The sequence below is a fragment of the Bacillus cereus genome, assembly GCF_015071065.1.
Taxonomy (GTDB): Bacteria; Bacillota; Bacilli; order Bacillales; family Bacillaceae_G; genus Bacillus_A; species Bacillus_A cereus_BA.
In genome coordinates this window covers 291,113-316,997 of record NZ_VOVA01000001.1, presented here as the reverse complement: position 1 = coordinate 316,997, position 25,885 = coordinate 291,113, and the positions used below count along the sequence as shown (strand labels likewise).

Here is a 25,885-nt window from a genome sequence, read left to right as displayed (position 1 = left end):
CTTTTGTTTCGTAGCCTCTAATTCGCTTCCTGAAAAAATATCATTATACTTCTGGAAGAAATGTAAAATGCCATTTCTCTCAGCGGCGTTATAATCAAGTAAAGTTCCATCGATATCAAAGAAAATCATATTAAAATCTCCTTATTAATAACTACTTATTGCTTTCTGCAACTTCATACCCTCTCACAAACAATAGAGTCATATAAGAAACGATAAATGAGAAAATGCTGTACATACCGACCCAAAAGAAAAACTTTGGAGGGAAGGCGATAACACTTACTATTAAAAAACTAGCAAACGTTACAATTGGCATTACATAATACGTTCTCGTTCTACGTGTTCCAATAACAGAAACGATAAAAATAAGTAATGGACAAAGAAATAAGACGAAAATCAACTCATTCATAATGATGTCCCCTTTTCTAGGTAGAAGTAATATGTTTCTTGTAAACGTTTTGAAATGATTACTCTCTTAATATAATTTCGCTACGTAATACATAATCCCTTTTGAAGGTCAGTATGTTTCAATACTTAACCTAAAAAAACGTAAGCAAGTATTGCCTTGCTCACGTTATAGAATAAACATCGCAACGATAGTGGTGACAATTAAGCCGATCACAACTGGTAAAAAATTTCGGCGTGCAAGTTCAAATGGATCCACTTTACAAATGGCAGCGGCAGGGATAAGCGCCCAAGGAATTAACGTTCCGCCCCCAGTCCATATAGCAGCTATTTGTCCGAGTGCTGTTAATGTAGCTGTTCCATGCCCAAGTGCTGTTCCGAAAAGATTTGCAATTGAACCAGCAAGTGAAATGCCTGAAAAACCTGATCCATCTAAGCCTGTAATGACACCAACGATAGTTAATGTTCCAGCCGATACGTATTGATTTAAAGGGACGTTTTGAGATAAAGCGATTCCTAAGTCGTTAATAATACCATGTGAACCTTTCGGTAAATAGTCCCCAATAATTTTCACGAAACCACTATCTCCTAAATAAAAAAGTGCAGCGATTGGAATAACTGGACCGAAAATTTTAAATCCGAATTGGAGCCCTTCGATAAAGTAATCGGTCGTTTTATTCAGTCCTTTTCCTTTGTAGGCGATGAGAGAGATGACGATAATCATAATAACAGTCGTCCCGCCAATAAGTGCTGTTGCATCGCTTCCTTGCAATTTAAACTGAATCATACAAAGAATATCAATGATATATACAATAGGAATACAAATCGCAAGCCATTTTTTTATACGGGGAGATAATGAAGTGAGAGTTTTAGATGATTCAGTTGATGGAACAGAGTCTTGAATAGATAAACCTGTATAAAATTCTTTTCGCAAGAAGAAAAAGGCAACGGAGGTTGTAACAACACCCATAACGATAACAAGGGGAACACTAGCAGAAACGACGCTTGAAACAGGAAGACCGGCAGCGTCAGCAGTTAATTTTGGAGCCCCTTGAATAACGAAGTCACCAGATAAAGCAATCCCATGTCCGAATAAGTTCATAGCAATTGCGACTCCAATTGGCGGAAGACCGACGCGTACGGCGACTGGTAATAAAATGGCCCCCATTAACGCGACAGCAGGAGAGGGCCAAAAGAAAAAGGAAATTGTCATCATCAATAGACCGATAATCCAGTAGGCAAGCGTAGGGGTGCGAATCATCTTTGTAAATGGTGAAATCATCGTATCATTTATGCCGGTATGAACGAGTAGGTTACTCATCGATACGATAATGGAGATGATTAATATAGTTGGTAATAATTCAGTAATGGCGTAAATGAAACTTTGAAAAATACCACTAATGGCAAGAGGGATAGAACTTGTTGCGGTTAATGTCAATAAAAAGATAAAAACGATACAAATGATTGTCGTATCTTTTCTAAGAATAAAGAAGGTAATAATGGTAAGTAAGCAAAGAACATAGAGAGCGTGTAAAAGCGTTAATTCAACTCCCATAACATTCACATCCTTTAGGCGTTCGTGTAGTTATAGTATGAATAGAATGAAAGTATGTGAGTATAGGAAAAAGAAAAAATATAATTTCATGTACTGTAATGGTAAAAACAAAAAATGGATGCTAAAATACAATTAATCCTAAAAATGGAATCAAAGGAGGGCTTATGTACAAAAAAATTGGTTTTTGGGGATTCATCATATCTTGTAGTCTATTAATCATTTTAAATCTATTTACAAAGAATGAATGGATAAGTATTATACCTGTTCTCGGGTTTGGGTTTTTACTTTTATATCGCTGGGATGACATGAAACAACATAGTAAGAAAAGTATTGGAATTATGATAGGTATTATTGTTGTTTGTTCATTTGTCGTAGGGTTTATTTTAATAGAGGGGCAAAAGCAAATGGAGAAAATGTCTATTTTTCAAGAATGGATGTCTTCTGCGAAAGGCCTTTATATTGTAATTGTAGTCGTTCTTTTTCTAAAAGTCATGATAAGAATAGGGAATTACATATTAAAGAGAGGATAGAAAGGGGGGAGTACGAATGAAAGAAAAAATAGGATATTATGGTGTACTCGTTTGTTTAATATTATCTATTATTTCAGGGCAATTTCTTAACAGCGAATGGACACCAGTTATATTATGTATAGGCGTATTAATTTTCGCTCCCTTGTACCGCTGGAAAGAGTGGAAAACGTATAGTCGAAAAAAGAAAATTGTTTTCAGTATCGAGTTTGTTATTGTAATTAGTACGATTCCATTTTTATTGGGAAAAGGCAACGAGCAAATAGATGAAATAGTGATTTTCCAAGGGTGGTTATCTTTTGTAAAATGGCTATATTTAATATTGATTCTAATAGTGGTAGCATTGGTCACTAAAAAAGTAAACGAAAAACTATTCGCTAATGAATAAAAGAAAGTGCCACCTTATTAGGTGGCACTTTCTTATTTTACTGAATGAGCTTTTTGCATCTTTTTAATTAAACGAATTTGTCCACGATGATTGATTTCATCTTCAAATACGTGAAACCATTTAAAGTAGTTATTTGCTGGTTTGTCATACCAAAAGTCTGTCGTTTTAAATAGCCATTCGTCAGGTAAAGCCTGAAATGTTTCGATCGTTTTAGAGCGCACTTCTTGTAAGGTATTTATGTAAAATTCTATAGAGTTTCCTTTTATTTTTTCACGTCCAAGATTCCCTAACTCTACGCCAGGTAACCAACGTTCCAGTTCGGCATCTGTCGGTTCACGGTCTTCAAAAGTATGAATCTGGTAGTAAAATTCAACAGCAGCCATGTGATACAAAAGCATACCAATTGAGTTTGCCTCATCATCATATAGATAATCAAGTTCTTCAATTGTTAAGCCTTGGGCAGCCTGCATTGTTGTATAGCGAGCGTAATTCATCATGGAAACAAGTTTTGAAAATTCTACATGTAAACCATCTATCTTATTGATTACAAAGTTCAATAAAAATTCCCCCTCTTTAAACGATTACTCCAGAGAAGGAATTCTATGTGTAGAGAAAAACTCCTTTTTAAAAGTTCATGATTTTTAACAAGGAACAACAATTAATTCTCTATTCGCTTTTGTAATAACTTCATATCCGTCTTTTGTAATGACGATATCATCTTCAATTCTACAACCACCCCAGTTTGGTATATAAATACCTGGTTCAATTGTAACAACCATACCTTCTTCTAAAGTAGCCTTACTTTCTTGGGATAGACGGAGAGGTTCATGAATTTCTAACCCAAGCCCATGACCAGTAGAATGACCAAAATATTGACCGTATCCATGTTCTGTAATGTAATTTCGTGTTATATCATCGATACTTTTCGCAGTTTCTCCAGGTTTAATTGCTTCAGTTCCACGCTTCAATGCTTCTAATACAACATTATATATTTTTTGGAATTCTTCTGATGGTTCGCCGATTGCTACAGTACGTGTTAAATCAGAACAATACCCGTTATAAAGTGCACCGAAATCTAATGTAACGATATCACCGTGCTCGATTATTTTATTCGATGCAACGCCATGAGGAAGGGAAGAACGAACGCCAGAAGCTACAATAATTTGAAACGATGAGGATGTAGCTCCTTTTTTTCGCATGAAAAATTCTAATTCATCTCGGACATCAGTCTCACTTATTCCTGGTTTTAAAAACTTGAGAATGTGGTGAAACGCTTCGTCCGCAATAGTAGCTGCAATTTTCATTGTTTCTATTTCGGGTGTGTCTTTAATAATACGAATATCTTCGATGATTTCGCACACCTGCACCATTTCCGCATGTATGTATTTTTGTAAGTTCTTATATTGTTGCAATGTCATGTTATTTTCTTCAATTCCAAGTTTTTGAATGTTTAATTTCGATACTTGATTTGCGATTTCTTCTTCCAAATTCCCTTTATGCATAATAATTTCAGCTTCTATTATTTGTGATTTCGCTTGATCTACATAGCGAAAATCAGTTATAAAAACAGCCTTATCCGCAGAGATTAAGACGACGCCAGCGCTACCTGTAAAGCCTGTTGCATATTGGCGATTTTCTTTTTTTGTAATAAGTAATCCGTCAATTTCATAGTTTTTTAGTTGATTTTGGATTTTATTAATTCTTAAAGTCATGTTAATTCCCCCTCTTCACAGTATTGAATAAAGCAAATAGCGTGCCAAAAAATATCTTTAGAGAAAAGATAGTGGGAATTACATATGTTTTAGAGAAGAGAAGAAATTTAGCCCATTATTTGTGGGCGGTGGGCTGCTCGTGAAATACAAATTACTTCAATTAGCAATGGGAGAATGAAAAAAACATCAACTCAAGATTCACTTTCTTTACACACTGTAAAAAAATTTATACAAATACGAAATAGCACTGTCAAATTTTTTGACAATATTTAAGTTAGGAAAGGAAAGTTAAAGCAATTGCTACAGATGAAAATAATGGAACGATGAGACGTATAGAAGCCTCAGAAGAGAAATATAAGATGACAAAAGAAAGATGTTATGAATTAGTGAATGGGTATATGAACTAAGCTGAAAACATAGAAAAATGCGTTGCTTGTTAGCAACGCATTTTTAAGTATTTACGCTTTTAATTTCATTACTGTATCAGCATCTGGTGTTACATATAATGTTTGTTGATTGTCATATGTAACAAATCCAAGTTTTGCACCGCTCGGTTTTTTGACATGGCGTACCTTTGTGAAATCTACAGGAACAGAGCTAGAATCTTTTGCTTTACTGTAATAAGCAGCGATTTTAGCAGCCTCGTGTAAAGTCTCTTCCGTAGGTTCAAGAGAACGAATGACAACGTGGGACCCAGGTATGTCTTTCGTATGTAACCAAATTTCATCACGACGGGAGAATTTCGTTGTTAAATAATCATTTTGCTTATTGTTTTTACCGACGAAAATTTCTGTACCATCACTAGCTAAATATTTATCCAACACTGGTTTTGTTGGTTTTTTCTTTGCGTTTTTCTTCTTACGATTGCGCACATAACCTTCTTCGGCTAATTCCTCACGAATTTCTTCAATATCTTTTGAAGAAGCAACCTCCATTTGTTGAAGTAGGCTATCGAAATAAAGAATTTCTTCATTTGTTTTTACGATTTGTTCTTCTACAATAGCAACTGAATTTTTCGCTTTTTGGTACTTTTGGAAATAGCGTTGTGCATTTTCAGATGGTGTTTTTAAAGGATTTAATGTGATTTTTACAGTCCCACCATTTTCGTCGTAATAGTTAACGACTTCAATCTCTTTATCACCTTTTTTCAAAGCGTACATATTGGCTGTAAGTAGCTCTCCAAATAGTTGATATTTATCTGCTTTTCCGGCATCTTGTAATGTTTTTTCTAGTTTAATTAGCTTCTTTTCATTTTTTGTTTTTTCATTTTGCATAAAGCGTTCTAAATCGTGAGCTTGTTGTTTTACACGATCGCGCTCTGCTTTACCAAAGAAGAAGCGATCTAATAATTCACTAACAGATGAAAATGTTTTTTCTTTTCCTTGTAAGTGAGAAAGAGGGAATAGGTAAAAGAACTCTTTTCCATTTGCTGTTATCATTGCTGGCACGTACTGATGTGTTAGCAAAGGTTTTTGCAAGCTGAAGAAAGCTTCAGATAATGCTTTTTCATTTGCCATACCTGCTTTTTTTACAACTTCTTTTGCAAATAATGGGGAAATTCCCATGAATGCTCCGACAAGTTGTTTGTCCATGTTGCCAGATAAAAAGTCAAGCGGTTTAATAAAATCATCTTCTGTTTCGATAAGAAGCGGATTAACTTTATGTTGTGCTGGTGGGGCAACATATTCAGCTCCAGCATATACAGTACGATGTCGATTTACCGCTAAAGAAACGTGTTTTAAGCTATCTAAAATAACATTTGTTTTCGTATCTACTAAGATAATATTACTGTGTCGTCCCATTATTTCGATTACTAATGTTTTTACGGATTCGTCACCGATTTCATTACGACTGCGGACTGTAATTTGAATAATACGTTCTAAGTCAATTTGTTCAATTTTTTCAATAAATCCACCTTCTAAATGTTTGCGAAGAAGCATACAAAACATCGGCGGTAGCGCTGGTGAATCGTAGTTTTGATTTGTTAAGTGCATACGCGCATATGTAGGGTGAGATGAAAGAATCAGCTTTTGGTTTTTTCCGTTTGCTCGAATATGTAATAAAACTTCATATTTTGAGGGTTGATATATTTTTGAAATTCTTCCTGTTTGAAGAGAATTTGCAATTTCATGTGTAATTGCTCTTGTAAATAATCCATCGAATGCCATGAATGAACACTCCTTTCTAACTAAAAGTTAATTATAGCATTTTTTTGGACGAGGCTGAATAAGCTTTCATTAGAGTATGTCTGGAATCAGGAGGTCGATGGCAGGATGAATTGGTATGAAATGCGAGCACATGAAGTGGAGGAAAGAACGAATACGAATGTGGAGGTAGGTCTTACAGAGCAAGAAGCAGAGGGCCGATTAAAGAAATTTGGTACAAATGAATTGCAAGAAGCAAAGCGGCCTTCTGCGCTTATGGTGTTTTTAGCGCAATTTAAAGACTTTATGGTACTTGTTTTATTTGGTGCTACAATTATTTCAGCTTTTTTAGGAGAGTATATTGATTCGATTGCAATTGTTGCAATTGTTATTATCAATGGTGTCCTCGGTTTCTTTCAAGAGAGGAAAGCTGAAAAATCGTTGGAAGCTTTAAAAGAATTGGCAGCCCCTCAAGTTACTGTACTAAGAAATGGGAAGTGGATAAAAGCGCCGTCAAAAGCGCTTGTACTAGGTGATATTATTAAGTTTTCTAGTGGTGACCGTATTGGCGCGGATGTTCGCCTTGTGGAATCTTCAAGTTTATATATTGAAGAATCGGCTCTTACAGGAGAGTCATTGCCTGTACAAAAGAAGGTAGAGGCGTTACAAGGGCAAGATGTTTCAATTGGTGATCAAAAAAATATGGCTTTTATGGGTACGATGATTACGCGAGGATCTGGAACAGGAGTCGTTGTAGCAACTGGTATGAATACAGCGATGGGGCAAATCGCAAATATGTTACAAAATGCAGAGCAAATGGAAACACCGTTACAAAGAAGGTTAGAGCAACTCGGAAAAATATTAATTATTGTGGCTCTTATTTTGACAGCGCTCGTTGTATTAGCTGGTGTGTATCAAGGAAATGAAGTATATCATATGTTTTTAGCTGGCGTGTCGCTAGCTGTTGCTGCTATTCCAGAAGGATTGCCAGCAATCGTTACGGTAGCTTTATCACTTGGTGTACAGCGTATGATAAAAAAGAGAGCAATTGTAAGGAAGTTACCAGCTGTAGAAACGTTAGGGTGTGCTTCCGTTATATGTTCTGATAAAACGGGAACAATGACGCAAAATAAAATGATGGTAACACATATGTGGTCAGGCGGAGAATTGTGGAAAGTGACAGGTCAAGGCTATGAGCCAACGGGCTCATTTATGAAAGGTGAAGAAGTAATTGACCCTACTAAGACGAAATCACTGTATCAACTACTTACATTTGGCTGTTTATGTAATAATGCGAATGTTATTCAAAAGAAAAAGACATATGTGTTAGATGGAGATCCAACAGAGGGAGCTCTCGTTGCTGCTGCAATGAAGGCGGGAATATCACGTGAAGCTCTTAAAGGAAAGTTTGAAGTCATTCGTGAATTTCCTTTTGATTCAACTAGAAAAATGATGAGTGTTATTGTTCGTGATCGTGAAGGCAAAAAATTTGTTATTACAAAAGGAGCACCAGATGTTCTTTTGCAAATGAGTCAAACAATTTTGTGGGGAAATAAGCAGCAACCTTTAAGTGAAATGTATCGAAAAGAAGTGCAGGCAGCGATTCATAGTTTAGGCAGTCAAGCTTTACGAACGATTGCGGTGGCATTTAAACCGTTAAAAGCTACAGATTCAATTGAACATGAAAGAGAAGTCGAGCAGGATTTTATGCTTGTTGGAATACAAGGAATGATAGATCCGCCAAGACTAGAAGTGGCGCAAGCGGTGAAAGAGTGTAAGGAAGCTGGTATTAGAACGGTAATGATTACGGGAGATCATAAAGTGACAGCAATGGCAATTGCGGAACAGCTAGGGGTTTTACCGGCGGGTGGACGCGTTGTTGAAGGTGTAGAACTTGCGAATATGGATGTAGAGGCATTAGAAGATATTGTAGAAGATACGTATGTATTCGCTCGTGTGTCTCCTGAGCATAAATTGAAAATCGTTAAGGCGCTGCAAAATAAGGGGCATATAGTAGCTATGACAGGTGATGGAGTGAACGATGCTCCAGCTATTAAAACAGCTGATATAGGGATTGCGATGGGAATTACAGGGACAGATGTTGCAAAAGAAGCTTCTTCACTTGTGTTGTTAGATGATAACTTTGCTACGATTAAATCGGCGATTAAAGAAGGTAGAAACATATATGAAAATATTCGGAAGTTTATTCGGTATTTGTTAGCATCTAACGTTGGTGAAATTTTAGTTATGTTATTTGCGATGTTACTTGCACTGCCATTGCCGATGGTTCCAATTCAAATTTTATGGGTGAACTTAGTTACTGACGGTTTACCAGCGATGGCATTAGGTTTGGATAAGGCTGAAGGAGATGTGATGAAGAGAACACCACGCCATCCGAAAGAAGGGGTGTTCGCTAGAGGGCTTGCGTGGAAAATTATAAGTCGTGGTTTTCTAATCGGAGCAGTGACATTAGTAGCGTTTATTATTGCATTTAACCAGCATCCGAATGAATTGAAGTATGCACAAACGGTAGCCTTCGCAACATTAGTACTGGCTCAGCTTATTCATGTATTTGATTGTCGTAGTGAACATTCTATATTTCACCGCAACCCGTTTGGAAATATATATTTAGTAGGGGCGGTTATCATTTCTTTACTGTTAATGCTTGTAGTTATATATTATCCACCATTACAGCCGATTTTTAGCACAATGCCGATACAAGCACGAGATTGGTTGTTAATTGGGGGATTATCATCTATTCCGACCTTCTTATTAGTAGGGTCCTTATTAACAAGAAAAAAGGAGAAAAAGAAAAAGCCACTGTTATATAAGAAGGGATTAAACTTGAAATAGTCAATGATATGAAAATGTGATATAATTTACAGAAGGTAATAGAGCCTTGTCTCTATTACCTTTTTCATTGAGTTATTTCATGGCTTGGATGTGATAAAAATGATTTCTAGTATGACAGGTTTTGGAAGATCGAAAGTAGAAAATGATACTTTTCAAATTACAGTAGAAATGAAATCGGTGAACCACCGTTTTCTAGAGATGAGTATTCGACTTCCGAAGCAAATGATGGTATTTGAAGACAAAATTCGTAAAATAATTGCAAAGCAAGTTCGACGTGGACGTATTGAAGTGTCTATTAGTATAACGGGTGAAGAGCTTGTTGAAAGAAAGTTAAGTGTGAATTGGTCGCTTCTTGAACAGTACCAATCGATTATGAAAGATATAAAAGGAAAATTTCAATTACAAGATTCTATTACACTTCAACAATTAATGGCAATGCCAGAAGTAACGGCAATTGAAGAAGTTGAAAATGTAAATGAACAATTTGAGACCAGTTTATATGAGGCTGTTCGCCAAGCTACTCGTATGTTAAAAACGATGAGAGATGGCGAAGGAGAACGATTACATAAAGATATAGCGTACCGTTTACAAGAGATTCACAATTGTGTAGATGCAATTATTCCACATGCACCAATTGTTACACAAAAATATCGTGAACGATTAGAAAATCGCTTAAAAGAATTACATAATCAAGATCTAGATGAACAAAGATTGCTAACAGAAGTCGCAATGTTTGCAGAGCGCTGTGATATTCATGAAGAGTTAGTTCGTTTGCAAAGTCATTTAGATCAATTTCGTGAAACACTGCAGATTGAAGAGCCTGTTGGAAGGAAAATGGACTTCATCGTGCAAGAGATGCATAGAGAAATTAATACGATTGGTTCTAAGGCAAATGACTTAACAATTTCAAAATATGTCGTAGAAATGAAAAATAACCTTGAAAAAATTCGTGAACAAGTACAAAATATTGAGTAGCTTTCAAAAAATATATAAAGTTATACGTGGTGGAGAAATCGGATAGACTTACTAGGAGGCGCAAACTATGGCCATGCGGTTTTTAAATATTGGATACGGAAATATTGTATCTGCTCATCGAATTATTGCTATTGTAAGTCCGGAGTCAGCTCCTATTAAACGAACAGTACAGGAAGCGCGTGAACATAATGCTTTGCTTGATGCTACGTATGGGAGAAAAACAAGGGCGGTTATTGTTATGGATGATGGGCATGTTGTATTAAGTCCAATTCAGCCAGAGACGATTGCACATCGTTTGAATAATAAAGAGGATTTAAGTGAGGAAGGGTAGGTTTTACATATTTATGAGAAGTAGAAGAGGATTGCTCATCGTTCTTTCAGGACCTTCTGGGGTTGGTAAAGGAACGGTTCGAAAAGAGCTGTTTAGCCATGAGGATACACGTTTTCAGTACTCTATTTCAGTAACGACACGTAAGCCGCGTGAAGGTGAAGTAGATGGTGTGGATTATTTCTTTAAAGAGAGAGAAGAATTTGAGGAAATGATTCGTAATGAAAAATTACTTGAGTGGGCTGAGTTCGTAGGTAATTATTATGGAACACCGATTGACTATGTTGAAAAAACATTACAAGAAGGAAAAGATGTATTCTTAGAAATTGAAGTGCAAGGTGCAATTCAAGTTAAGAAAGCTTTCCCAGAAGGTGTATTTATTTTCTTAGCACCTCCAAGTTTATCTGAGCTAAAAAACCGAATTGTCGGCCGTGGTACAGAAACTGAAGATGTTATTGAAAATCGTTTAACTGTAGCAAAAGAAGAAATCGAAATGATGGACGCTTACGATTATGTTGTAGAAAACGATCAAGTTGAATTAGCTTGTGATAGAATTAAAGCAATTGTGGTTGGCGAACATTGCCGCCGCGAAAGAGTAGCAAAATACTATAAAGAAATGACGGAGGGTCTATAATTATGTTAAATCCATCAATTGACTCATTATTAACAAAAATCGATTCTAAATATACACTTGTAACAGTAGCTGCAAAGCGTGCACGTGAAATGCAAATTGCTGACAATTGTGTTATTGAAAAGCCTGTTTCTTATAAATGTGTAGGTAAAGCATTAGAAGAAATCGATTTAGAAGTATTAAAATATATACCAAGCGATGACTCAATAATTGATTAAGACATTCTTTTCGACAAATTAAAACATGGACTTTATAATTTTCTATGTAACGGTAACAACCTATTTACAAGTAGGTTGTTATTTTTTTACGATAGGGATGAAAAGGAATCGAAAAAGACGGAACGAAATATTGGTACTGACGAGCTGAAAATTCTATTTCAGTAGAATAAGTTTGAAAAAGAAAGAGGACGAGTCATATGCTAAAAGGGAAAAAGATACTTCTATGTGTAACAGGAGGCATTGCAGTTTTTAAAGCGGCTGCGTTAACAAGTAAATTGACACAAGCTGGCGCTCTTGTAAAAGTAATGATGAGTGAGTCGGCAATGAAGTTTGTTACGCCTCTTACATTTCAAGCACTTTCTCGCCATGATGTATATACGGATACGTTTGATGAGAGAGACTCGGCTGTTATCGCTCATATTGATTTAGCGGATTGGGCAGATGTTGTACTTGTTGCACCTGCTACAGCTAATTGTATTGGAAAGTTAGCTGGCGGTATTGCTGATGATATGATTACAACTACTTTGTTAGCTACTACAGCTCCAGTGTGGATTGCACCGGCTATGAATGTGCATATGTATGAAAATAAAATTGTTCAAAAAAACATGATGACGCTAAAAACATTAGGATATACATTTATTGAGCCTGGGGAAGGTTTTTTAGCATGTGGTTATGTAGCAAAAGGAAGACTGGAAGAACCTGAAGCGATTATTGGACGATTAGAAGAGGCTTTCTCAGAACAAAAACCATTGCAAGGAAAACGAATATTAATAACAGCTGGACCGACACGTGAAAAGATTGATCCGGTTCGTTTTATGACGAATTTTTCTTCTGGAAAGATGGGGTATGCGATCGCAGAAGTTGCAGCAAGCTTAGGTGCTGATGTCATACTTGTGTCAGGACCGACAGCATTAGAGTCACCATTACATGTCACAACAATACACGTAGAATCTGCACAAGATATGTTAGAGGCAGTCCTTCAACATTATCATAATGTGGATGTTGTCATCAAAACAGCAGCTGTTGCAGATTACCGTCCGAAATATGTTCATGATAATAAAATGAAAAAGAAAAATGGCGATGCTGTAATTGAATTAGAAAGAACAGTGGATATTTTAAAAACGTTAGGTGAGAAGAAGGACCGACAGTTACTTATCGGTTTTGCAGCCGAAACGACAAACATAGAGGAGTACGCAACGAGAAAATTACGTGAGAAAAATGCAAATATGATTGTTGCGAATGACGTGAAAGCTCAAGGAGCTGGGTTTGGTACAGATACAAATATTGTGACAATGTATAGAAAAGATGGAGAGATTATTGAGTTACCACTTTTAACGAAGAAAGAAGTTGCTCGTGAAATATTAAAGCAAATAGAAATGATGTTAGAAGATGATCGTGTATGAAGTTTGCAAGTGTAATTGTTGATGTACCTGCACGTCAAACAGATCGGCCGTTTGATTATATTATCCCTAAAAAATGGGAAGATATCGTGCAAGCAGGAATGCGTGTAGTAGTCCCATTCGGTCCGAGGAAATTGCAAGGTTTTATTATTGAAATAAAGGATTCGGCTGAGGTAGAAAGTAAAAAATTAAAGGCCCTTTATGAAATATTAGATGTCACTCCAGTTTTAAATGAGGAATTATTAAAGCTTGGATATTGGCTTACAAGTGAAACGTTATGTTATATGATTTCAGCTTTTCAAGTGATGCTTCCGACAGCAATAAAAGCAACATATAAAAAGCGTCTGCAACTTCGTAACCAAGAAGAAGTAGCACCAGAAATTCTTTCTTTATTTCAAGGGAAGGAAACGATAGATTGGGAAGCTATCGAGGCGCAGCCACACCTATATCGCACTATTCAACAAGAAATTAAAAATGGTACGACTGAAGTGGTTTATCAAGTAAAGGATAAAGTGCAGAAGAAGAAACAAAGAGTAGTTCAACCGGAGTTGCCGGCAGATAAACTGGAATTAGCAGCATTTGAACTGAAAAGTAAAAAACAACAAGACGTACTCTATTATTTTGTAGAAAACTACAAAAGTGCACCGTTAAAAAATTTAACAGAAGAATTACAAATAACAGATGCTCCAATAAAAGCACTTGTTAAAAAGGGTCTAATCTCAGAAAAGTATGTAGAAGTATATCGGAATCCGTATGACGATGATGATTTTGAACAAACGAAACCATTTCCGCTTACTGAGGAACAAAAACAAGTAATTACACCGATTTTGTCATCAATTACAAATGAAACTTACAATCCATTTTTACTATATGGTGTTACAGGAAGTGGTAAGACTGAAGTGTATTTACAATCTATAGCAGCGGTGCTCGAGAAAGGAAAAGAAGCAATTGTGCTTGTTCCTGAAATTGCGCTAACGCCTCAGATGGTAGATCGCTTTAAAGGTAGGTTCGGTTCGCAAGTTGCAGTTCTTCACAGTGCGCTTTCTGTTGGCGAGAAATATGATGAATGGCGAAAGATATTAAGAAAAGAAGTGAAAGTTGTAGTTGGTGCGCGTTCAGCTATTTTTGCTCCATTTGAAAATTTAGGAATCATTATTATTGATGAAGAGCATGAATCAAGTTATAAGCAAGAGGATAACCCAAAGTATCATGCAAGAGATGTAGCAGTGTGGAGAGGACAATACCATAAGTGTCCAATCGTTCTCGGCAGTGCAACGCCGACACTTGAATCGTTTGCTAGAGCGAAAAAAGGTGTCTATGGGTTGCTTACAATGGAAAAACGTATGAACAAACAAGCTTTGCCGACGGTAGAAATTGTTGATATGCGTGAAGAGCTTCGTGATGGAAATCGCTCAATGTTTTCAAAGGCACTGCATGAAAAAATAGCAGATCGATTAGAAAAGAAAGAGCAAATGGTTCTCTTTTTAAATAGAAGGGGTCATTCTACGTTTGTGATGTGCCGTGATTGTGGGTATGTCGTACAATGTCCGCATTGTGATATTTCGTTGACATATCACAAAATGAACCATCGTTTAAAATGTCATTATTGTAGTCATGAGGAAAATATGCCAACGGAGTGTCCTGCTTGTAATAGTACGTATATTCGTTTCTTTGGTACAGGGACGCAAAAGGTTGAAGAAGAAATCACAAAACTATTTCCTGAAGCGCGGGTCATTCGAATGGATGTGGATACAACAAGCCGTAAAGGAATGCATGAAAAATTATTAAAGGCATTTGGTGAAGAGAAAGCAGATATATTACTTGGAACACAAATGATTGCAAAAGGGCTTGATTTTCCGAAGGTGACGCTTGTTGGGGTTTTAACGGCGGATACGATGCTTCATCTACCTGATTTTCGGGCGAGTGAAAAGACATATCAGCTATTGACACAAGTGAGTGGACGTGCAGGAAGACATGAATTGCCAGGGGAAGTTGTAATTCAAACGTATACCCCGGAACATTACAGTGTAGAATTAGCAAAGAATCAACAATATGATGTATTTTATGAGCAAGAAATGCAAATGAGGAAAATGAGACAATATCCGCCATATTACTACGTTGTACTTGTAACTGTATCTCATCCGGAATTATTAAAGGCAGTCCAAGTGACGGAAAAAATTGTCGGTCATTTACGAACGCATTGTTCAAGGCAAACAATGGTGTTAGGGCCGGTTGCTTCAGCAATTCCAAGGATAAAAGATAGATATCGTTACCAATGCATGATAAAATACAAACGGGAACCAAACTTAAAGAACGTGCTCAAAATGGTAAATGAACATTATCAAGCAGAAATGCAAAAAGAGCTACAAATCTCAATTGATTTTAATCCAACAATGTTAATGTAGCGGAGGGAAATATGGCAGTTTTAGAAATTGTAAAGCATCCAAATGAAGTGTTAGAAACACCATGCGAAAGAGTAATTAACTTTGATAAAAAGTTAGTGAAATTGTTAAAAGATATGCATGAAACAATGTTAATTGCAGACGGCGTTGGTCTAGCTGCGCCACAAGTAGGTGTAAGCTTACAAGTTGCTGTTGTTGATATAGGTGATGATACGGGTAAAATTGAATTAATTAATCCTGTTATTTTAGAAAAACGTGGTGAACAAGTAGGTCCCGAAGGCTGCTTAAGCTTTCCGGGGCTTTATGGTGAAGTGGAGCGTGCAGATTACATTAAAGTACGTGCGCAAAATCGTCGCGGTAAAATATTTTTATTAGAAGCGGATGACTTCTTAGCGCGTGCAATTCAGCATGAAATCGATCATTTACACGGTGTTTTATTTACATCTAAAGTGAAAAGATATTATGAAGCAGGCGAATTAGAATAGGTTTAAAAGGAGCGGTTTTTGAATGATGAAAGTAGTATTTATGGGGACACCGGACTTTTCTGTGCCGGTGCTTCGTCGTCTTATCGAGGACGGATATGACGTAGTTGGTGTTGTAACGCAACCTGATCGTCCAGTTGGTAGAAAAAAGGTTTTAACACCTACTCCTGTTAAAGTAGAAGCGGAAAAACATGGTATTCCAGTATTACAGCCGTTAAAAATTCGTGAACAAGACGAATATGAAAAAGTATTAGCACTAGAGCCAGACTTAATTGTAACAGCGGCATTTGGACAAATCGTACCGAATGAAATTTTAGAAGCACCAAAGTATGGATGTATTAATGTCCACGCGTCATTACTTCCAGAACTTCGCGGTGGTGCACCAATTCATTATGCGATCATGGAAGGTAAAGAGAAAACAGGTATTACAATTATGTATATGGTAGAAAAATTAGATGCTGGCGATATATTAACGCAAGTAGAAGTAGAAATTGAAGAGCGTGAAACAACAGGTTCATTATTTGATAAGTTAAGCGAAGCAGGAGCACACCTTTTATCTAAAACGGTTCCTTTACTAATTCAGGGTAAACTAGAACCAATTAAACAAAGTGAAGCTGAAGTGACGTTTGCATATAATATTAAACGTGAGCAAGAGATAATTGATTGGACAAAAACAGGTGAAGAAGTATACAATCACATTCGCGGATTGAATCCATGGCCAGTTGCTTATACGACTTTGGCAGGACAAGTTATTAAAGTATGGTGGGGAGAGAAAATCTCTATTACAGAGAAAGCTGAACCAGGTACAATAGTAGCTCTTGAAGAAGATGGGTTTGTTGTTGCAACAGGGAATGAGACAGGCGTTAAAATTACTGAATTGCAACCATCTGGTAAAAAGCGTATGAGTTGTTCACAATTTTTGCGTGGAACAAAACCTGAAATTGGTACGAAGTTAGGAGAAAATGCATGAGACAAAATGTTCGTGAGTTAGCTCTGGATGGCCTAATTCAAGTAGAAAAAAGTGGTGCATATAGCAACTTACTTTTAAATAATCTGATTGAAAAAAATACAATTGACAGAAAAGATATTGGTTTATTAACTGAAATGGTATATGGAACAATTCAACGTCGTGACACACTAGATTATTATTTACAACCATTTTTAAGAAAAAAGGTTGAAGCGTGGGTAAGAGTGTTGCTTCGCCTATCTCTATATCAAATGCTATATTTAGATCGAGTTCCAGAAAGAGCGGCTATTCATGAAGCAGTTGAGATTGCAAAGCGTCGTGGGCATAAAGGGATTTCAGGCATGGTGAACGGAGTATTGCGTTCAATTCAGCGAGAAGGTGTACCTTCGTTAGAAGAAATCGAAAATCCAGTAGAACGTCTTGCAATTGCAACGAGTCATCCAATGTGGCTTGTACAAGAATGGGCATCTGAATATGGTTTAGAGACAGCAGAGAAAATGTGTGAAGTAAATATGTTGCCACCTGTACCAACAGCACGTGTAAATGTTGATAAAGTAACGGTAGAAGAAGCGATTGCGTTATTAGCTGATGAGGGTATAGAAGCAAAACGTGGCGAATTGTCAGAGGATGCAATTCAAATTGAAAGAGGAAATGTCGCACATACAGAAGCGTTCAAAAAAGGTTTCCTTTCTATTCAAGATGAAAGCTCAATGCTTGTAGCACGTGCTTTAGAACCGAATCAAGGAGAGGCAGTTCTAGATAGTTGTGCTGCTCCTGGCGGAAAAACAACTCATATTGCAGAGCGTTTGGACGGAACTGGTAAGGTAATGTCGCTTGATTTACACGCACATAAAGTACGTTTAATTGAACAACAGGCGAAGAGACTTGGTTTAGAAAATGTAGAAACGATGGCTTTAGATGCTAGAAAAGTTCAAGAGCATTTTGCAAATGAATCTTTTGACAAAATATTAGTAGATGCACCATGTTCTGGATTTGGTGTTATTAGACGTAAACCTGATATTAAGTTAGGTAAAGATAAGGGCGATAGTGAAAGGTTATCAACGATTCAACTTGCTATACTAGAAAAAATAGCTCCATTGTTAAAACAAGGTGGTCGCCTTGTTTATAGTACGTGCACAATTGAAAAAATAGAAAATGAACAAGTAATAAAGCAATTTTTACAAGAGCATCCTGAATTTGAATGGGATACTACGATAAAAAATCGCATGCCAGAAAAGTTAAATCCGTATATTGATGAAGGTCAAGTACGAATTTTACCGCATTATTTTGCAACAGATGGCTTTTATATTGCTTGTTTAAGAAAGAAGGTGTAGCATCATGGAAACGACTGTAAAAAAACAAAAGAAAAATCTAGAAACAAAGAAACCATCAATTTATTCTTTACAACTTCATGAAATGCAAGATTGGTTAAAGGAACAAGGAGAACCTAAATTCCGTGCAGGACAAATTTTTGATTGGCTATATAAAAAACGTGTAAAAAATTATGAGGATATGTCAAACCTTGCTAAAGGATTGCGCGATAAATTGTCGAATTCCTTTGATATTACTACTTTAAACACTTTAGTAAAACAAACGTCTTCGGATGGAACGATTAAATTCCTATTCCAGTTATACGATGGGTACTCTATTGAAACTGTACTAATGCGACATGAATATGGAAATTCCATTTGTGTAACAACACAGGTGGGTTGCCGCATTGGCTGTACGTTCTGTGCTTCTACACTTGGTGGGTTAAAACGAAACTTAGAGGCTGGAGAAATTGTAGCGCAAGTAGTAGAAGTTCAGCGTGCGCTTGATGAAACAGAAGAACGTGTAAGTTCTCTTGTTGTTATGGGAATTGGAGAACCATTTGATAATTATGATAACTTAATGTCATTCTTACGCATTGTAAATCATGAAAAAGGAATTCATATTGGTGCAAGACATATGACGGTTTCAACAAGTGGAATTGTTCCGAAAATTTATAAGTTCGCTGAAGAAGATATGCAAATTAATTTTGCGATTTCATTGCATTCTGCAAATACAGAGTTACGTTCAAAATTAATGCCGATTAACCGTGCTTATAAGCTACCAGATTTAATGGAAGCTGTTAAATACTATGTAAATAGAACAGGGCGTCGTATTACGTTTGAATATGGCTTATTTGGAGGGGAAAATGACCAAGTTGAGCAAGCTGAAGAACTTGCTGCGCTCTTAAAAGGTGTAAAATGTCATGTAAACTTAATTCCGGTAAACTACGTGCCAGAACGTAATTATGTACGTACGCCACGAGAGCAAATTTTCTTATTTGAAAAGACGCTAAAAGATCGTGGAGTGAATGTAACAATTCGCCGTGAACAAGGTCATGATATTGATGCAGCCTGCGGTCAGTTGCGTGCAAAGGAGCGCAAAGAAGAGACGAGGTGACGAGATGAAAGCCGTGTTTCTATCGGATAAAGGGAAAGTTCGTCAACATAATGAAGATAGTGCAGGAGTTTTTCACAATTTAGATGGAAATATTTTAGCGGTAGTAGCAGATGGAATGGGAGGTCATCGAGCTGGCGATGTAGCTAGCTCGATGGCTATTCAATTATTCCATGATTATTGGAAGCAAACGCACAATATGAATGAGCCTAAAAAGGTAGAAAAGTGGTTACATACTAACGTTGGAATTATTAATGAGCGCATATATGCTTACTCTAAGCAGCATGCAGAATGTAATGGCATGGGAACAACACTTATAATAGCCATTTGTACATCGAATTTTGTGACGATAGGTCATATAGGAGATAGTCGGTGTTATATGGTATCAGAGGGAAAAATGACGCTTGTAACGGAAGATCATTCGCTTGTAAATGAACTTGTGAGACATGGCGAAATTTCAAAGGAAGATGCAGAATATCACCCGAAAAAGAATGTTTTGTTAAGAGCATTAGGAAATGAAGAAACAGTTGGATTAGATGTTAAAACATTGGTGCTTGAAGAAGATGATCAATTACTTCTTTGCTCGGATGGATTGTCTAACAAAGTTTCTATTGCTGATATGCAACAAATTTTACAATTGAATGAACAGCTCGAGGTGAAGGGAGAGCATCTCATTCAATTAGCAAATGATCGTGGTGGAGAAGATAATATTACCCTCGTTATTATTGATTATACGGATTCGACAAACGAAAGTAGGTGAAGTGCAACGTGCTGATTGGAAAACGCTTAAATGACCGTTATAAGCTGCTGAAAATGATTGGCGGTGGAGGAATGGCCAATGTATATTTAGCTCATGATGATATACTTGGCCGAGATGTAGCGGTAAAAATATTAAGACTCGACTATTCAAATAATGAAGAGTTTATTAAACGTTTCCATCGAGAAGCGCAATCTGTTACAACGTTGTCGCATCCAAATATTGTGAATATGTATGATGTTGGGGAAGAGGATGGTATATATTATCTTGTAATGGAATATGTACCTGGACGAACATTGAAGCAATACATAATTGATCGAGGGATGTTACCGATAGGAGAGGCTCTTGATATAATGGAGCAGTTAACGTCCGCTATGGCACACGCCCATCATTTTGAGATTGTACATCGCGATATTAAACCGCACAATATTTTGATTCGAGATGACGGAGTGGTCAAAGTAACAGACTTTGGAATTGCGACAGCTACAAGTGCAGCAACGATTACACATACAAATTCGGTGCTCGGTTCGGTGCATTATTTATCACCAGAACAAGCGCGCGGCGGTATAGCGAATAAACAATCAGATATTTATTCACTTGGAATTGTTATGTTTGAATTGTTAACAGGAAGACAACCGTTTTCTGGTGAATCTGCTGTTGCAATTGCGTTAAAACATTTACAAAATGAAATGCCATCTCCAAAAAGATGGAATGAAAATATTCCACAAAGTGTTGAAAATATTATATTAAAGGCAACTGCGAAAGATCCGTTCCATCGATATCAATCTGCTAACGCGATGAAACGAGATATTGAAACAGCACTATACCCAGAACGAATAAATGAACAACCATTTTACATACCAGAAGATATGGAAGCAACGAAAGCGATTCCAATTATTCAACAAGAACAACTATTTCAAAATGTAAGTGATGAAACGATTGTATTAAAAGGAAGTAAAGTGGATGAACAAGTAAGAAAAGAAGAGATCGAATCAGGTAAGAAGAAAAAGCGAACTAATAAATGGCTGAAAGTTTTAATTACAACATTTTTACTTTTAGCGATAGGGATAACCTTAGCACTTACTGTTATTCCAGGCTTCTTTATTCCGAAAGATGTGAAGGTTCCTGATGTGGCTGGTATGAAATATACGACAGCTGTAAATACATTAGTTGAAAAAGGTTTTGAAGTTACTGAACCTAATCTTGTATATACAGATGATGTTGAAGCCGGAAAAGTGATAAAAACAGATCCAATAGCAGGAAGAGTAGTGAAAGAAAACTCTAAAATTACTATCTATCAATCAGGTGGGAAAAAGAAAAGTAAGATGAGTGACTTCACAGGAAAAGATTTCGAGAGTATAAGAGCTGAGCTAGAAGAAAAATATAGACAAGTTACAATAAATTTCATTGAAAATGATAAGCCAAAAGGTGAAATTGTAGAGCAAATCCCAACGCCTGATCAAATGGTTATAGAGGCAGAACAAGAACTGAAAATTTGGGTAAGTAAAGGACCTTATCAAATAAGACCAGGTGATTTTTCAGGATGGACTGAAAATAGTGTAAAAGGTTATTTAAATGAAAGAAAGCTTGTTTCTGATATAAAAAGAGAGTATTCAGATACGGTTGATAAAGGCCTTGTTATTTCACAATTTCCAAAGCCTGGGACACCTTTAAAAGAAGGAGATAAAGTATCGATTGTTATCTCCGATGGTCCGAAGCCTAAAGTAACGAAAACGGTAAAAGTGGATAACATCGCTATCCCATATGAAGCTTCTGCAACAGGTGAGAAAAAGCCGCAAACAATAGAAATTTATAAAGAAGATATGCAGCAAAAAATGGATAAACCAGTTGAAACGAGAACAATTACTGAGTCAGCGATTATTTCTTTAGAATTTGTAATTCAAGAAGGTGCAAAGGGACATTATAAAATTGTACGAGATGGAGTAACGATTATGGACAAGGAAGTACCATATCCAGCTCAATAATAGTGAATTCCATCGTCCTTATATAGAAGATGGAATTTATTACTCTTGCCTGTTATGCTGTCTACATCGTGGACTGTATAACAGGCAAAAATATATGATTCAAAAAGCTGTAAAAGTGATACTGTTGTAAATAATATTTCAAATTTGATGGTAGATTAAATATATGAACCTGGATATATATTTGGTGGGCTTTGAAATAATCGTTTAAAGAACTCTAGTCTATTCATATTTAATTGCAGTTTCATTTTATACAAAATAAAGGAGAATTATATGCCAGAAGGAAAAATTGTAAAAGCTCTAAGTGGGTTTTATTATGTGCAGAATGAGGAAGGGATTACACAATGTCGTGGGCGTGGTGTATTTAGAAAGAATAAAATTACGCCACTTGTAGGAGACCAAGTTGTTTTTCAAGCGGATAATCCGAATGAAGGTTATGTGTTAGAAGTATTTGATCGGAAAAATGAACTTGTTAGACCTCCTATTGCTAATGTTGATCAAGCTATTCTTGTTTTCTCTGCGGTAGAACCAGATTTTAATCCAGGACTGTTAGATCGATTTTTAGTATTGATTGAATATCATAACATTAAACCGATTATTTGTATTAGTAAGATGGATTTAGTAGATGAAAAAAAGAGAGAAACTGTTGAATCTTATGCAAATGATTATCGTGAAATGGGTTATGATGTGTTGTTTACTTCTATAAATACATCGGAAAGTATTGATATTCTGAAACCATTCTTAGAAGGTTGTATTTCCGTCGTTGCAGGCCAATCTGGTGTTGGGAAATCTTCAATGCTAAACGTATTACGTCCAGATTTAGAATTGAAAACTAATGATATTTCTTCACATTTAGGACGTGGAAAGCATACGACAAGACACGTGGAATTAATTACAGTTGGAAGCGGACTTGTTGCGGATACACCTGGTTTTAGTTCGCTTGATTTCATAGATATAGAAGTAGAAGACCTTACATATTGTTTTCCAGAGTTGAAAGAAGCGAGCCAATACTGTAAATTTAGAGGGTGTACACACCTTGCTGAGCCGAAATGTGCGGTGAAAGCTGCGGTTGAAGAAGGAAAGATTACTGAATATCGTTATAAGAATTACAAACAATTCGTAGAAGAAATTAGAGAGAGAAAGCCGAGGTATTAGTCATGATTAAAATTGCACCATCGATTTTATCAGCAGATTTTTCAAGATTAGGGGAAGAGATTAAAGATGTAGAAAAAGGCGGAGCGGACTACATTCACGTCGATGTAATGGATGGACATTTCGTACCAAATATTACGATTGGACCATTAATTGTAGAAGCAATCCGTCCGATTACATCGTTACCGTTAGATGTACATTTAATGATTGAAAATCCTGATAACTATATCCCAACTTTCGCAAAAGCGGGAGCGGATATTATTACTGTTCATGTAGAAGCGTGTCCTCATCTACATCGTACAATTCAGTTAATTAAATCTCATGACATTAAAGCAGGGGTTGTATTAAATCCGCATACTCCAGTTTCAACGATTGAGCATGTATTAGAAGATATAGACATGGTATTACTTATGACAGTAAATCCTGGATTTGGCGGACAGAAGTTTATTCATTCTGTATTACCGAAAATCAAACAAGTTGCAGAAATGGTTAAAGAGCGAAATCTAGAAGTGGAAATTGAAGTTGATGGTGGTGTCAACGCTGAAACGGCAAGACTTTGTATTGAAGCAGGAGCGAATGTTCTTGTAGCGGGATCAGCAGTATACAATCAAAAAGACCGCGGTGAAGCAATTCGTGTAATTCGCGGATAAAGAATGAACGAACCTTTATCCTAGTGAAGCTTCTAGTTCATTAAGACTTCACTATTTATACATGTTAGAGTGGCAAATAAGGAGAAAGGCAATCTACCGAATGGCAGATTGCCTTTTTACAATAGAAGGGGAAGGAAAAATGATTATTCATATTTTAGCGGGAGGACCTGCAGAATACTGCGCAGATTTTTCTCGGTATGAAGATGAAGAAGTAGTTTGGGCGGCCGTTGATAGAGGAGTGTACCGTTTGTTGAAAAGAGGGATCACTCCGGCTGTTGCGTTTGGGGATTATGATTCAGTTACTGATGAGGAATTAGCATGGATGGGACAGCAGACAAATGAATTACATATTGTCCCGCGAGAAAAAGATCAAACAGATTTAGAAATTGCAATTAGCTGGGCTTTAGAACAGAAACCAAAATTAATTCGTATTTTTGGTGCTACTGGTGGAAGACTTGATCATGGTTTAGCAAATATTCAGATGCTTTTAAAGGGATTAGAAGTAAATATAGAAATGTGTATTGTGGACAATAAAAATGAAATAATGGTGAAAAAGTTTGGTATGTATATAATTGAAGGAAACGAACATTTTCCGTACGCATCATTTGTACCAGTTACTGAAAGGGTAGAAGGCATTACACTTCACGGTTTTAAGTATCCTCTTACTAATAAAACAATAGAGTGGGGATCGACACTTTGTATTAGTAATGAACTCGTTGAGGAAAAAGGTACTTTTTCATTTACTTCTGGCATATTAATGATGATAAGAAGCACTGATTGAAGAAACAATTTTGCTCCTTGCATCATATAGTGAACAAGTGGAGTAATGGGGATTAGGAGGGAAACCATGAGATTTTATACAATTAAGTTACCTAAATTTCTTGGTGGAATTGTTCGTGCGATGTTAAATACCTTCAAAAAAGACTAAAAAAAGCACCTATTACCGGTGCTTTTTCCATTGGTATAATAAAAAAAGAGCCTAGCGGCTCTTTTTTTTATTATTAAACACGTTCGATTTTGCCAGATTTTAATGCTCTAGCAGAAACGTAAACACGTTGAACTTTTCCGTCGATGCGTACGCGAACTTTTTGAAGGTTAGCGCCCCATTTACGTTTTGTAGCGTTCATTGCGTGAGAACGAGAGTTACCAGAACGAGCTTTTCTTCCAGTGATAGCACAAACACGAGCCATTTATATTTCCCTCCCTTAACTACCGTAACATACGTAATTTTTCAATATTAGTCTTTTATGCGATGCTAAAAACACTACTATAATTTAACACAACTAAAAAGAGAATGCAACACCGTAGGAAAAAGAAATCAAGAAAAAATACTTGACACTATATGTCAATGAAGAAAAGGTGAAATCAAGAAAAATTGCTTGACATATTATAGTGGTACATGTTGTATAATAACAATGGACTATTTTGCTCATCATAAAAAAATGTAATTAAAAACATAAAATATGAGAGTGAAAAAGAAAGAACGATGGAATTTTCTTTAAAAAGATTATATGATAGTAACTAAAGTAGTCTAGCTCACTTTCACCATTTATGAAGGGGGAAACGAGATGTCAATTGAAATTAAAACAAAGTACGGTCAAATTGATATTAGTACAGATGTAATTGCAACAATTGCTGGAGGTGCCGCAGTAGATTGCTACGGTATCGTAGGTATGGCATCAAAAAATCAGTTAAAAGATGGATTAACAGACATTTTACGAAAAGAAAACTTCACTAGAGGCGTTATTGTTCGTAAAAATGAAGATGAAGTACATATTGATATGTATATTATTGTGAGCTATGGTACGAAAATTTCAGAAGTAGCACATAACGTGCAGACTAAAGTGAAATATACATTAGATCAAACTGTAGGACTAGCAGTAGATTCTGTAAACATCTACGTACAAGGAGTTAAAGTAATAAACTTGTAATGTGC

26 protein-coding genes and 2 pseudogenes are annotated in these 25,885 nt (G+C 36.4%); 21 read left to right on the top strand and 7 right to left on the bottom strand.

Translation table 11 applies throughout. The annotated features are described in order from the left end of the window. Positions 1 to 6: 6 nt before the first annotated feature. From FT637_RS01550 to FT637_RS01540, 3 genes and pseudogenes are all read right to left on the bottom strand, one after another. A pseudogene (locus FT637_RS01550) lies at positions 7 to 129 on the bottom strand (HAD family hydrolase); the annotation flags it as partial. A gap of 22 nt (positions 130 to 151) precedes the next feature. Next, positions 152 to 406, bottom strand: a complete 255-nt coding sequence (locus FT637_RS01545; protein WP_193644878.1) for a YbeF family protein — start codon at positions 404 to 406, stop codon at positions 152 to 154. A 165-nt stretch (positions 407 to 571) separates the two neighbouring features. After that, on the bottom strand, positions 572 to 1,957 hold the full coding sequence (locus FT637_RS01540) for a hypothetical protein (RefSeq protein ID WP_193644877.1): 1,386 nt from the start codon (positions 1,955 to 1,957) through the stop codon (positions 572 to 574). Positions 1,958 to 2,088: 131 nt separating this feature from the next. Between FT637_RS01540 and FT637_RS01535 the strand changes: the two genes are divergently transcribed. Then, positions 2,089 to 2,487 carry a YoqO family protein gene (locus tag FT637_RS01535; RefSeq protein WP_319805939.1) on the top strand — a complete coding sequence of 133 codons (399 nt, stop codon included), beginning with the start codon at positions 2,089 to 2,091 and terminating at the stop codon, positions 2,485 to 2,487. Between the two features lie 16 nt (positions 2,488 to 2,503). After that, complete coding sequence (locus FT637_RS01530; RefSeq protein WP_193644875.1) at positions 2,504 to 2,872, top strand: YoqO family protein; 369 nt, start codon at positions 2,504 to 2,506, stop codon at positions 2,870 to 2,872. A gap of 32 nt (positions 2,873 to 2,904) precedes the next feature. Here FT637_RS01530 and FT637_RS01525 read toward each other — a convergent pair whose 3' ends face one another. Next, positions 2,905 to 3,429 carry a DinB family protein gene (locus FT637_RS01525; RefSeq protein WP_193644874.1) on the bottom strand — a complete coding sequence of 175 codons (525 nt, stop codon included), beginning with the start codon at positions 3,427 to 3,429 and terminating at the stop codon, positions 2,905 to 2,907. Between the two features lie 84 nt (positions 3,430 to 3,513). After that, the gene (locus FT637_RS01520; protein WP_193644873.1) at positions 3,514 to 4,584 is read right to left on the bottom strand and encodes a M24 family metallopeptidase; all 1,071 of its coding nucleotides are present in this window, start codon (positions 4,582 to 4,584) and stop codon (positions 3,514 to 3,516) included. Positions 4,585 to 4,862: 278 nt separating this feature from the next. Here FT637_RS01520 and FT637_RS01515 point away from each other — a divergent pair. Then, a pseudogene (locus FT637_RS01515) lies at positions 4,863 to 4,991 on the top strand (DUF1311 domain-containing protein); the annotation flags it as partial. Between the two features lie 51 nt (positions 4,992 to 5,042). Here the strand turns inward: FT637_RS01515 and FT637_RS01510 are convergent. After that, positions 5,043 to 6,752: an NFACT family protein gene (locus FT637_RS01510; RefSeq protein ID WP_193644872.1), complete on the bottom strand. Its 1,710-nt coding sequence runs from the start codon at positions 6,750 to 6,752 to the stop codon at positions 5,043 to 5,045. Positions 6,753 to 6,857: 105 nt separating this feature from the next. Between FT637_RS01510 and FT637_RS01505 the strand changes: the two genes are divergently transcribed. From FT637_RS01505 to spoVM, 17 genes are all read left to right on the top strand, one after another. Next, positions 6,858 to 9,581, top strand: a complete 2,724-nt coding sequence (locus FT637_RS01505; protein WP_193644871.1) for a calcium-translocating P-type ATPase, SERCA-type — start codon at positions 6,858 to 6,860, stop codon at positions 9,579 to 9,581. A gap of 99 nt (positions 9,582 to 9,680) precedes the next feature. Further along, positions 9,681 to 10,556, top strand: coding sequence for a YicC/YloC family endoribonuclease (locus FT637_RS01500; protein ID WP_193644870.1), 876 nt, complete (start codon positions 9,681 to 9,683; stop codon positions 10,554 to 10,556). A 67-nt stretch (positions 10,557 to 10,623) separates the two neighbouring features. Next, positions 10,624 to 10,887 carry an extracellular matrix/biofilm regulator RemA gene (gene remA / locus FT637_RS01495; RefSeq protein ID WP_001251456.1) on the top strand — a complete coding sequence of 88 codons (264 nt, stop codon included), beginning with the start codon at positions 10,624 to 10,626 and terminating at the stop codon, positions 10,885 to 10,887. Between the two features lie 13 nt (positions 10,888 to 10,900). Continuing rightward, positions 10,901 to 11,518: a guanylate kinase gene (gmk, locus tag FT637_RS01490; RefSeq protein ID WP_001257739.1), complete on the top strand. Its 618-nt coding sequence runs from the start codon at positions 10,901 to 10,903 to the stop codon at positions 11,516 to 11,518. A gap of 2 nt (positions 11,519 to 11,520) precedes the next feature. Then, positions 11,521 to 11,733, top strand: coding sequence for a DNA-directed RNA polymerase subunit omega (gene rpoZ / locus FT637_RS01485; RefSeq protein WP_193644869.1), 213 nt, complete (start codon positions 11,521 to 11,523; stop codon positions 11,731 to 11,733). A 197-nt stretch (positions 11,734 to 11,930) separates the two neighbouring features. Continuing rightward, positions 11,931 to 13,136, top strand: coding sequence for a bifunctional phosphopantothenoylcysteine decarboxylase/phosphopantothenate--cysteine ligase CoaBC (gene coaBC, locus FT637_RS01480; RefSeq protein ID WP_193644868.1), 1,206 nt, complete (start codon positions 11,931 to 11,933; stop codon positions 13,134 to 13,136). Next, entirely contained in the window at positions 13,133 to 15,538 is a 2,406-nt protein-coding gene (gene priA / locus FT637_RS01475) for a primosomal protein N' (RefSeq protein ID WP_193644867.1), read from the top strand. The genes coaBC and priA overlap by 4 nt, the downstream gene beginning before the upstream one ends. Positions 15,539 to 15,549: 11 nt before the next feature. Next, entirely contained in the window at positions 15,550 to 16,020 is a 471-nt protein-coding gene (gene def / locus FT637_RS01470) for a peptide deformylase (protein WP_002014496.1), read from the top strand. A 22-nt stretch (positions 16,021 to 16,042) separates the two neighbouring features. Then, on the top strand, positions 16,043 to 16,987 hold the full coding sequence (fmt, locus tag FT637_RS01465) for a methionyl-tRNA formyltransferase (RefSeq protein ID WP_193644866.1): 945 nt from the start codon (positions 16,043 to 16,045) through the stop codon (positions 16,985 to 16,987). Next, entirely contained in the window at positions 16,984 to 18,318 is a 1,335-nt protein-coding gene (rsmB, locus tag FT637_RS01460) for a 16S rRNA (cytosine(967)-C(5))-methyltransferase RsmB (protein ID WP_193644865.1), read from the top strand. The genes fmt and rsmB overlap by 4 nt, the downstream gene beginning before the upstream one ends. 4 nt (positions 18,319 to 18,322) lie before the next feature. Continuing rightward, on the top strand, positions 18,323 to 19,411 hold the full coding sequence (gene rlmN / locus FT637_RS01455) for a 23S rRNA (adenine(2503)-C(2))-methyltransferase RlmN (RefSeq protein ID WP_193644864.1): 1,089 nt from the start codon (positions 18,323 to 18,325) through the stop codon (positions 19,409 to 19,411). A 4-nt stretch (positions 19,412 to 19,415) separates the two neighbouring features. After that, positions 19,416 to 20,168, top strand: coding sequence for a Stp1/IreP family PP2C-type Ser/Thr phosphatase (locus tag FT637_RS01450; RefSeq protein ID WP_193644863.1), 753 nt, complete (start codon positions 19,416 to 19,418; stop codon positions 20,166 to 20,168). An 8-nt stretch (positions 20,169 to 20,176) separates the two neighbouring features. After that, a complete protein-coding gene (pknB, locus tag FT637_RS01445; RefSeq protein ID WP_193644862.1) occupies positions 20,177 to 22,150 on the top strand; it encodes a Stk1 family PASTA domain-containing Ser/Thr kinase in 1,974 nt (657 codons plus the stop codon). A 270-nt stretch (positions 22,151 to 22,420) separates the two neighbouring features. Next, a complete protein-coding gene (gene rsgA / locus FT637_RS01440) occupies positions 22,421 to 23,302 on the top strand; it encodes a ribosome small subunit-dependent GTPase A (protein WP_193644861.1) in 882 nt (293 codons plus the stop codon). Between the two features lie 2 nt (positions 23,303 to 23,304). Further along, positions 23,305 to 23,949 (top strand): ribulose-phosphate 3-epimerase, encoded by a 645-nt coding sequence (rpe, locus tag FT637_RS01435; protein WP_002014505.1) that lies wholly within the window; start codon positions 23,305 to 23,307, stop codon positions 23,947 to 23,949. A gap of 100 nt (positions 23,950 to 24,049) precedes the next feature. Beyond that, positions 24,050 to 24,730, top strand: a complete 681-nt coding sequence (locus FT637_RS01430) for a thiamine diphosphokinase (protein WP_193645509.1) — start codon at positions 24,050 to 24,052, stop codon at positions 24,728 to 24,730. A gap of 66 nt (positions 24,731 to 24,796) precedes the next feature. Then, the gene (spoVM, locus tag FT637_RS01425) at positions 24,797 to 24,877 is read left to right on the top strand and encodes a stage V sporulation protein SpoVM (protein ID WP_001213599.1); all 81 of its coding nucleotides are present in this window, start codon (positions 24,797 to 24,799) and stop codon (positions 24,875 to 24,877) included. Between the two features lie 73 nt (positions 24,878 to 24,950). Here spoVM and rpmB read toward each other — a convergent pair whose 3' ends face one another. Beyond that, the gene (gene rpmB / locus FT637_RS01420) at positions 24,951 to 25,139 is read right to left on the bottom strand and encodes a 50S ribosomal protein L28 (RefSeq protein ID WP_000124776.1); all 189 of its coding nucleotides are present in this window, start codon (positions 25,137 to 25,139) and stop codon (positions 24,951 to 24,953) included. Positions 25,140 to 25,517: 378 nt separating this feature from the next. Here rpmB and FT637_RS01415 point away from each other — a divergent pair, with 378 nt between their 5' ends. Then, positions 25,518 to 25,880: an Asp23/Gls24 family envelope stress response protein gene (locus FT637_RS01415; protein WP_002173116.1), complete on the top strand. Its 363-nt coding sequence runs from the start codon at positions 25,518 to 25,520 to the stop codon at positions 25,878 to 25,880. The last annotated feature ends 5 nt before the right edge of the window (positions 25,881 to 25,885 follow it).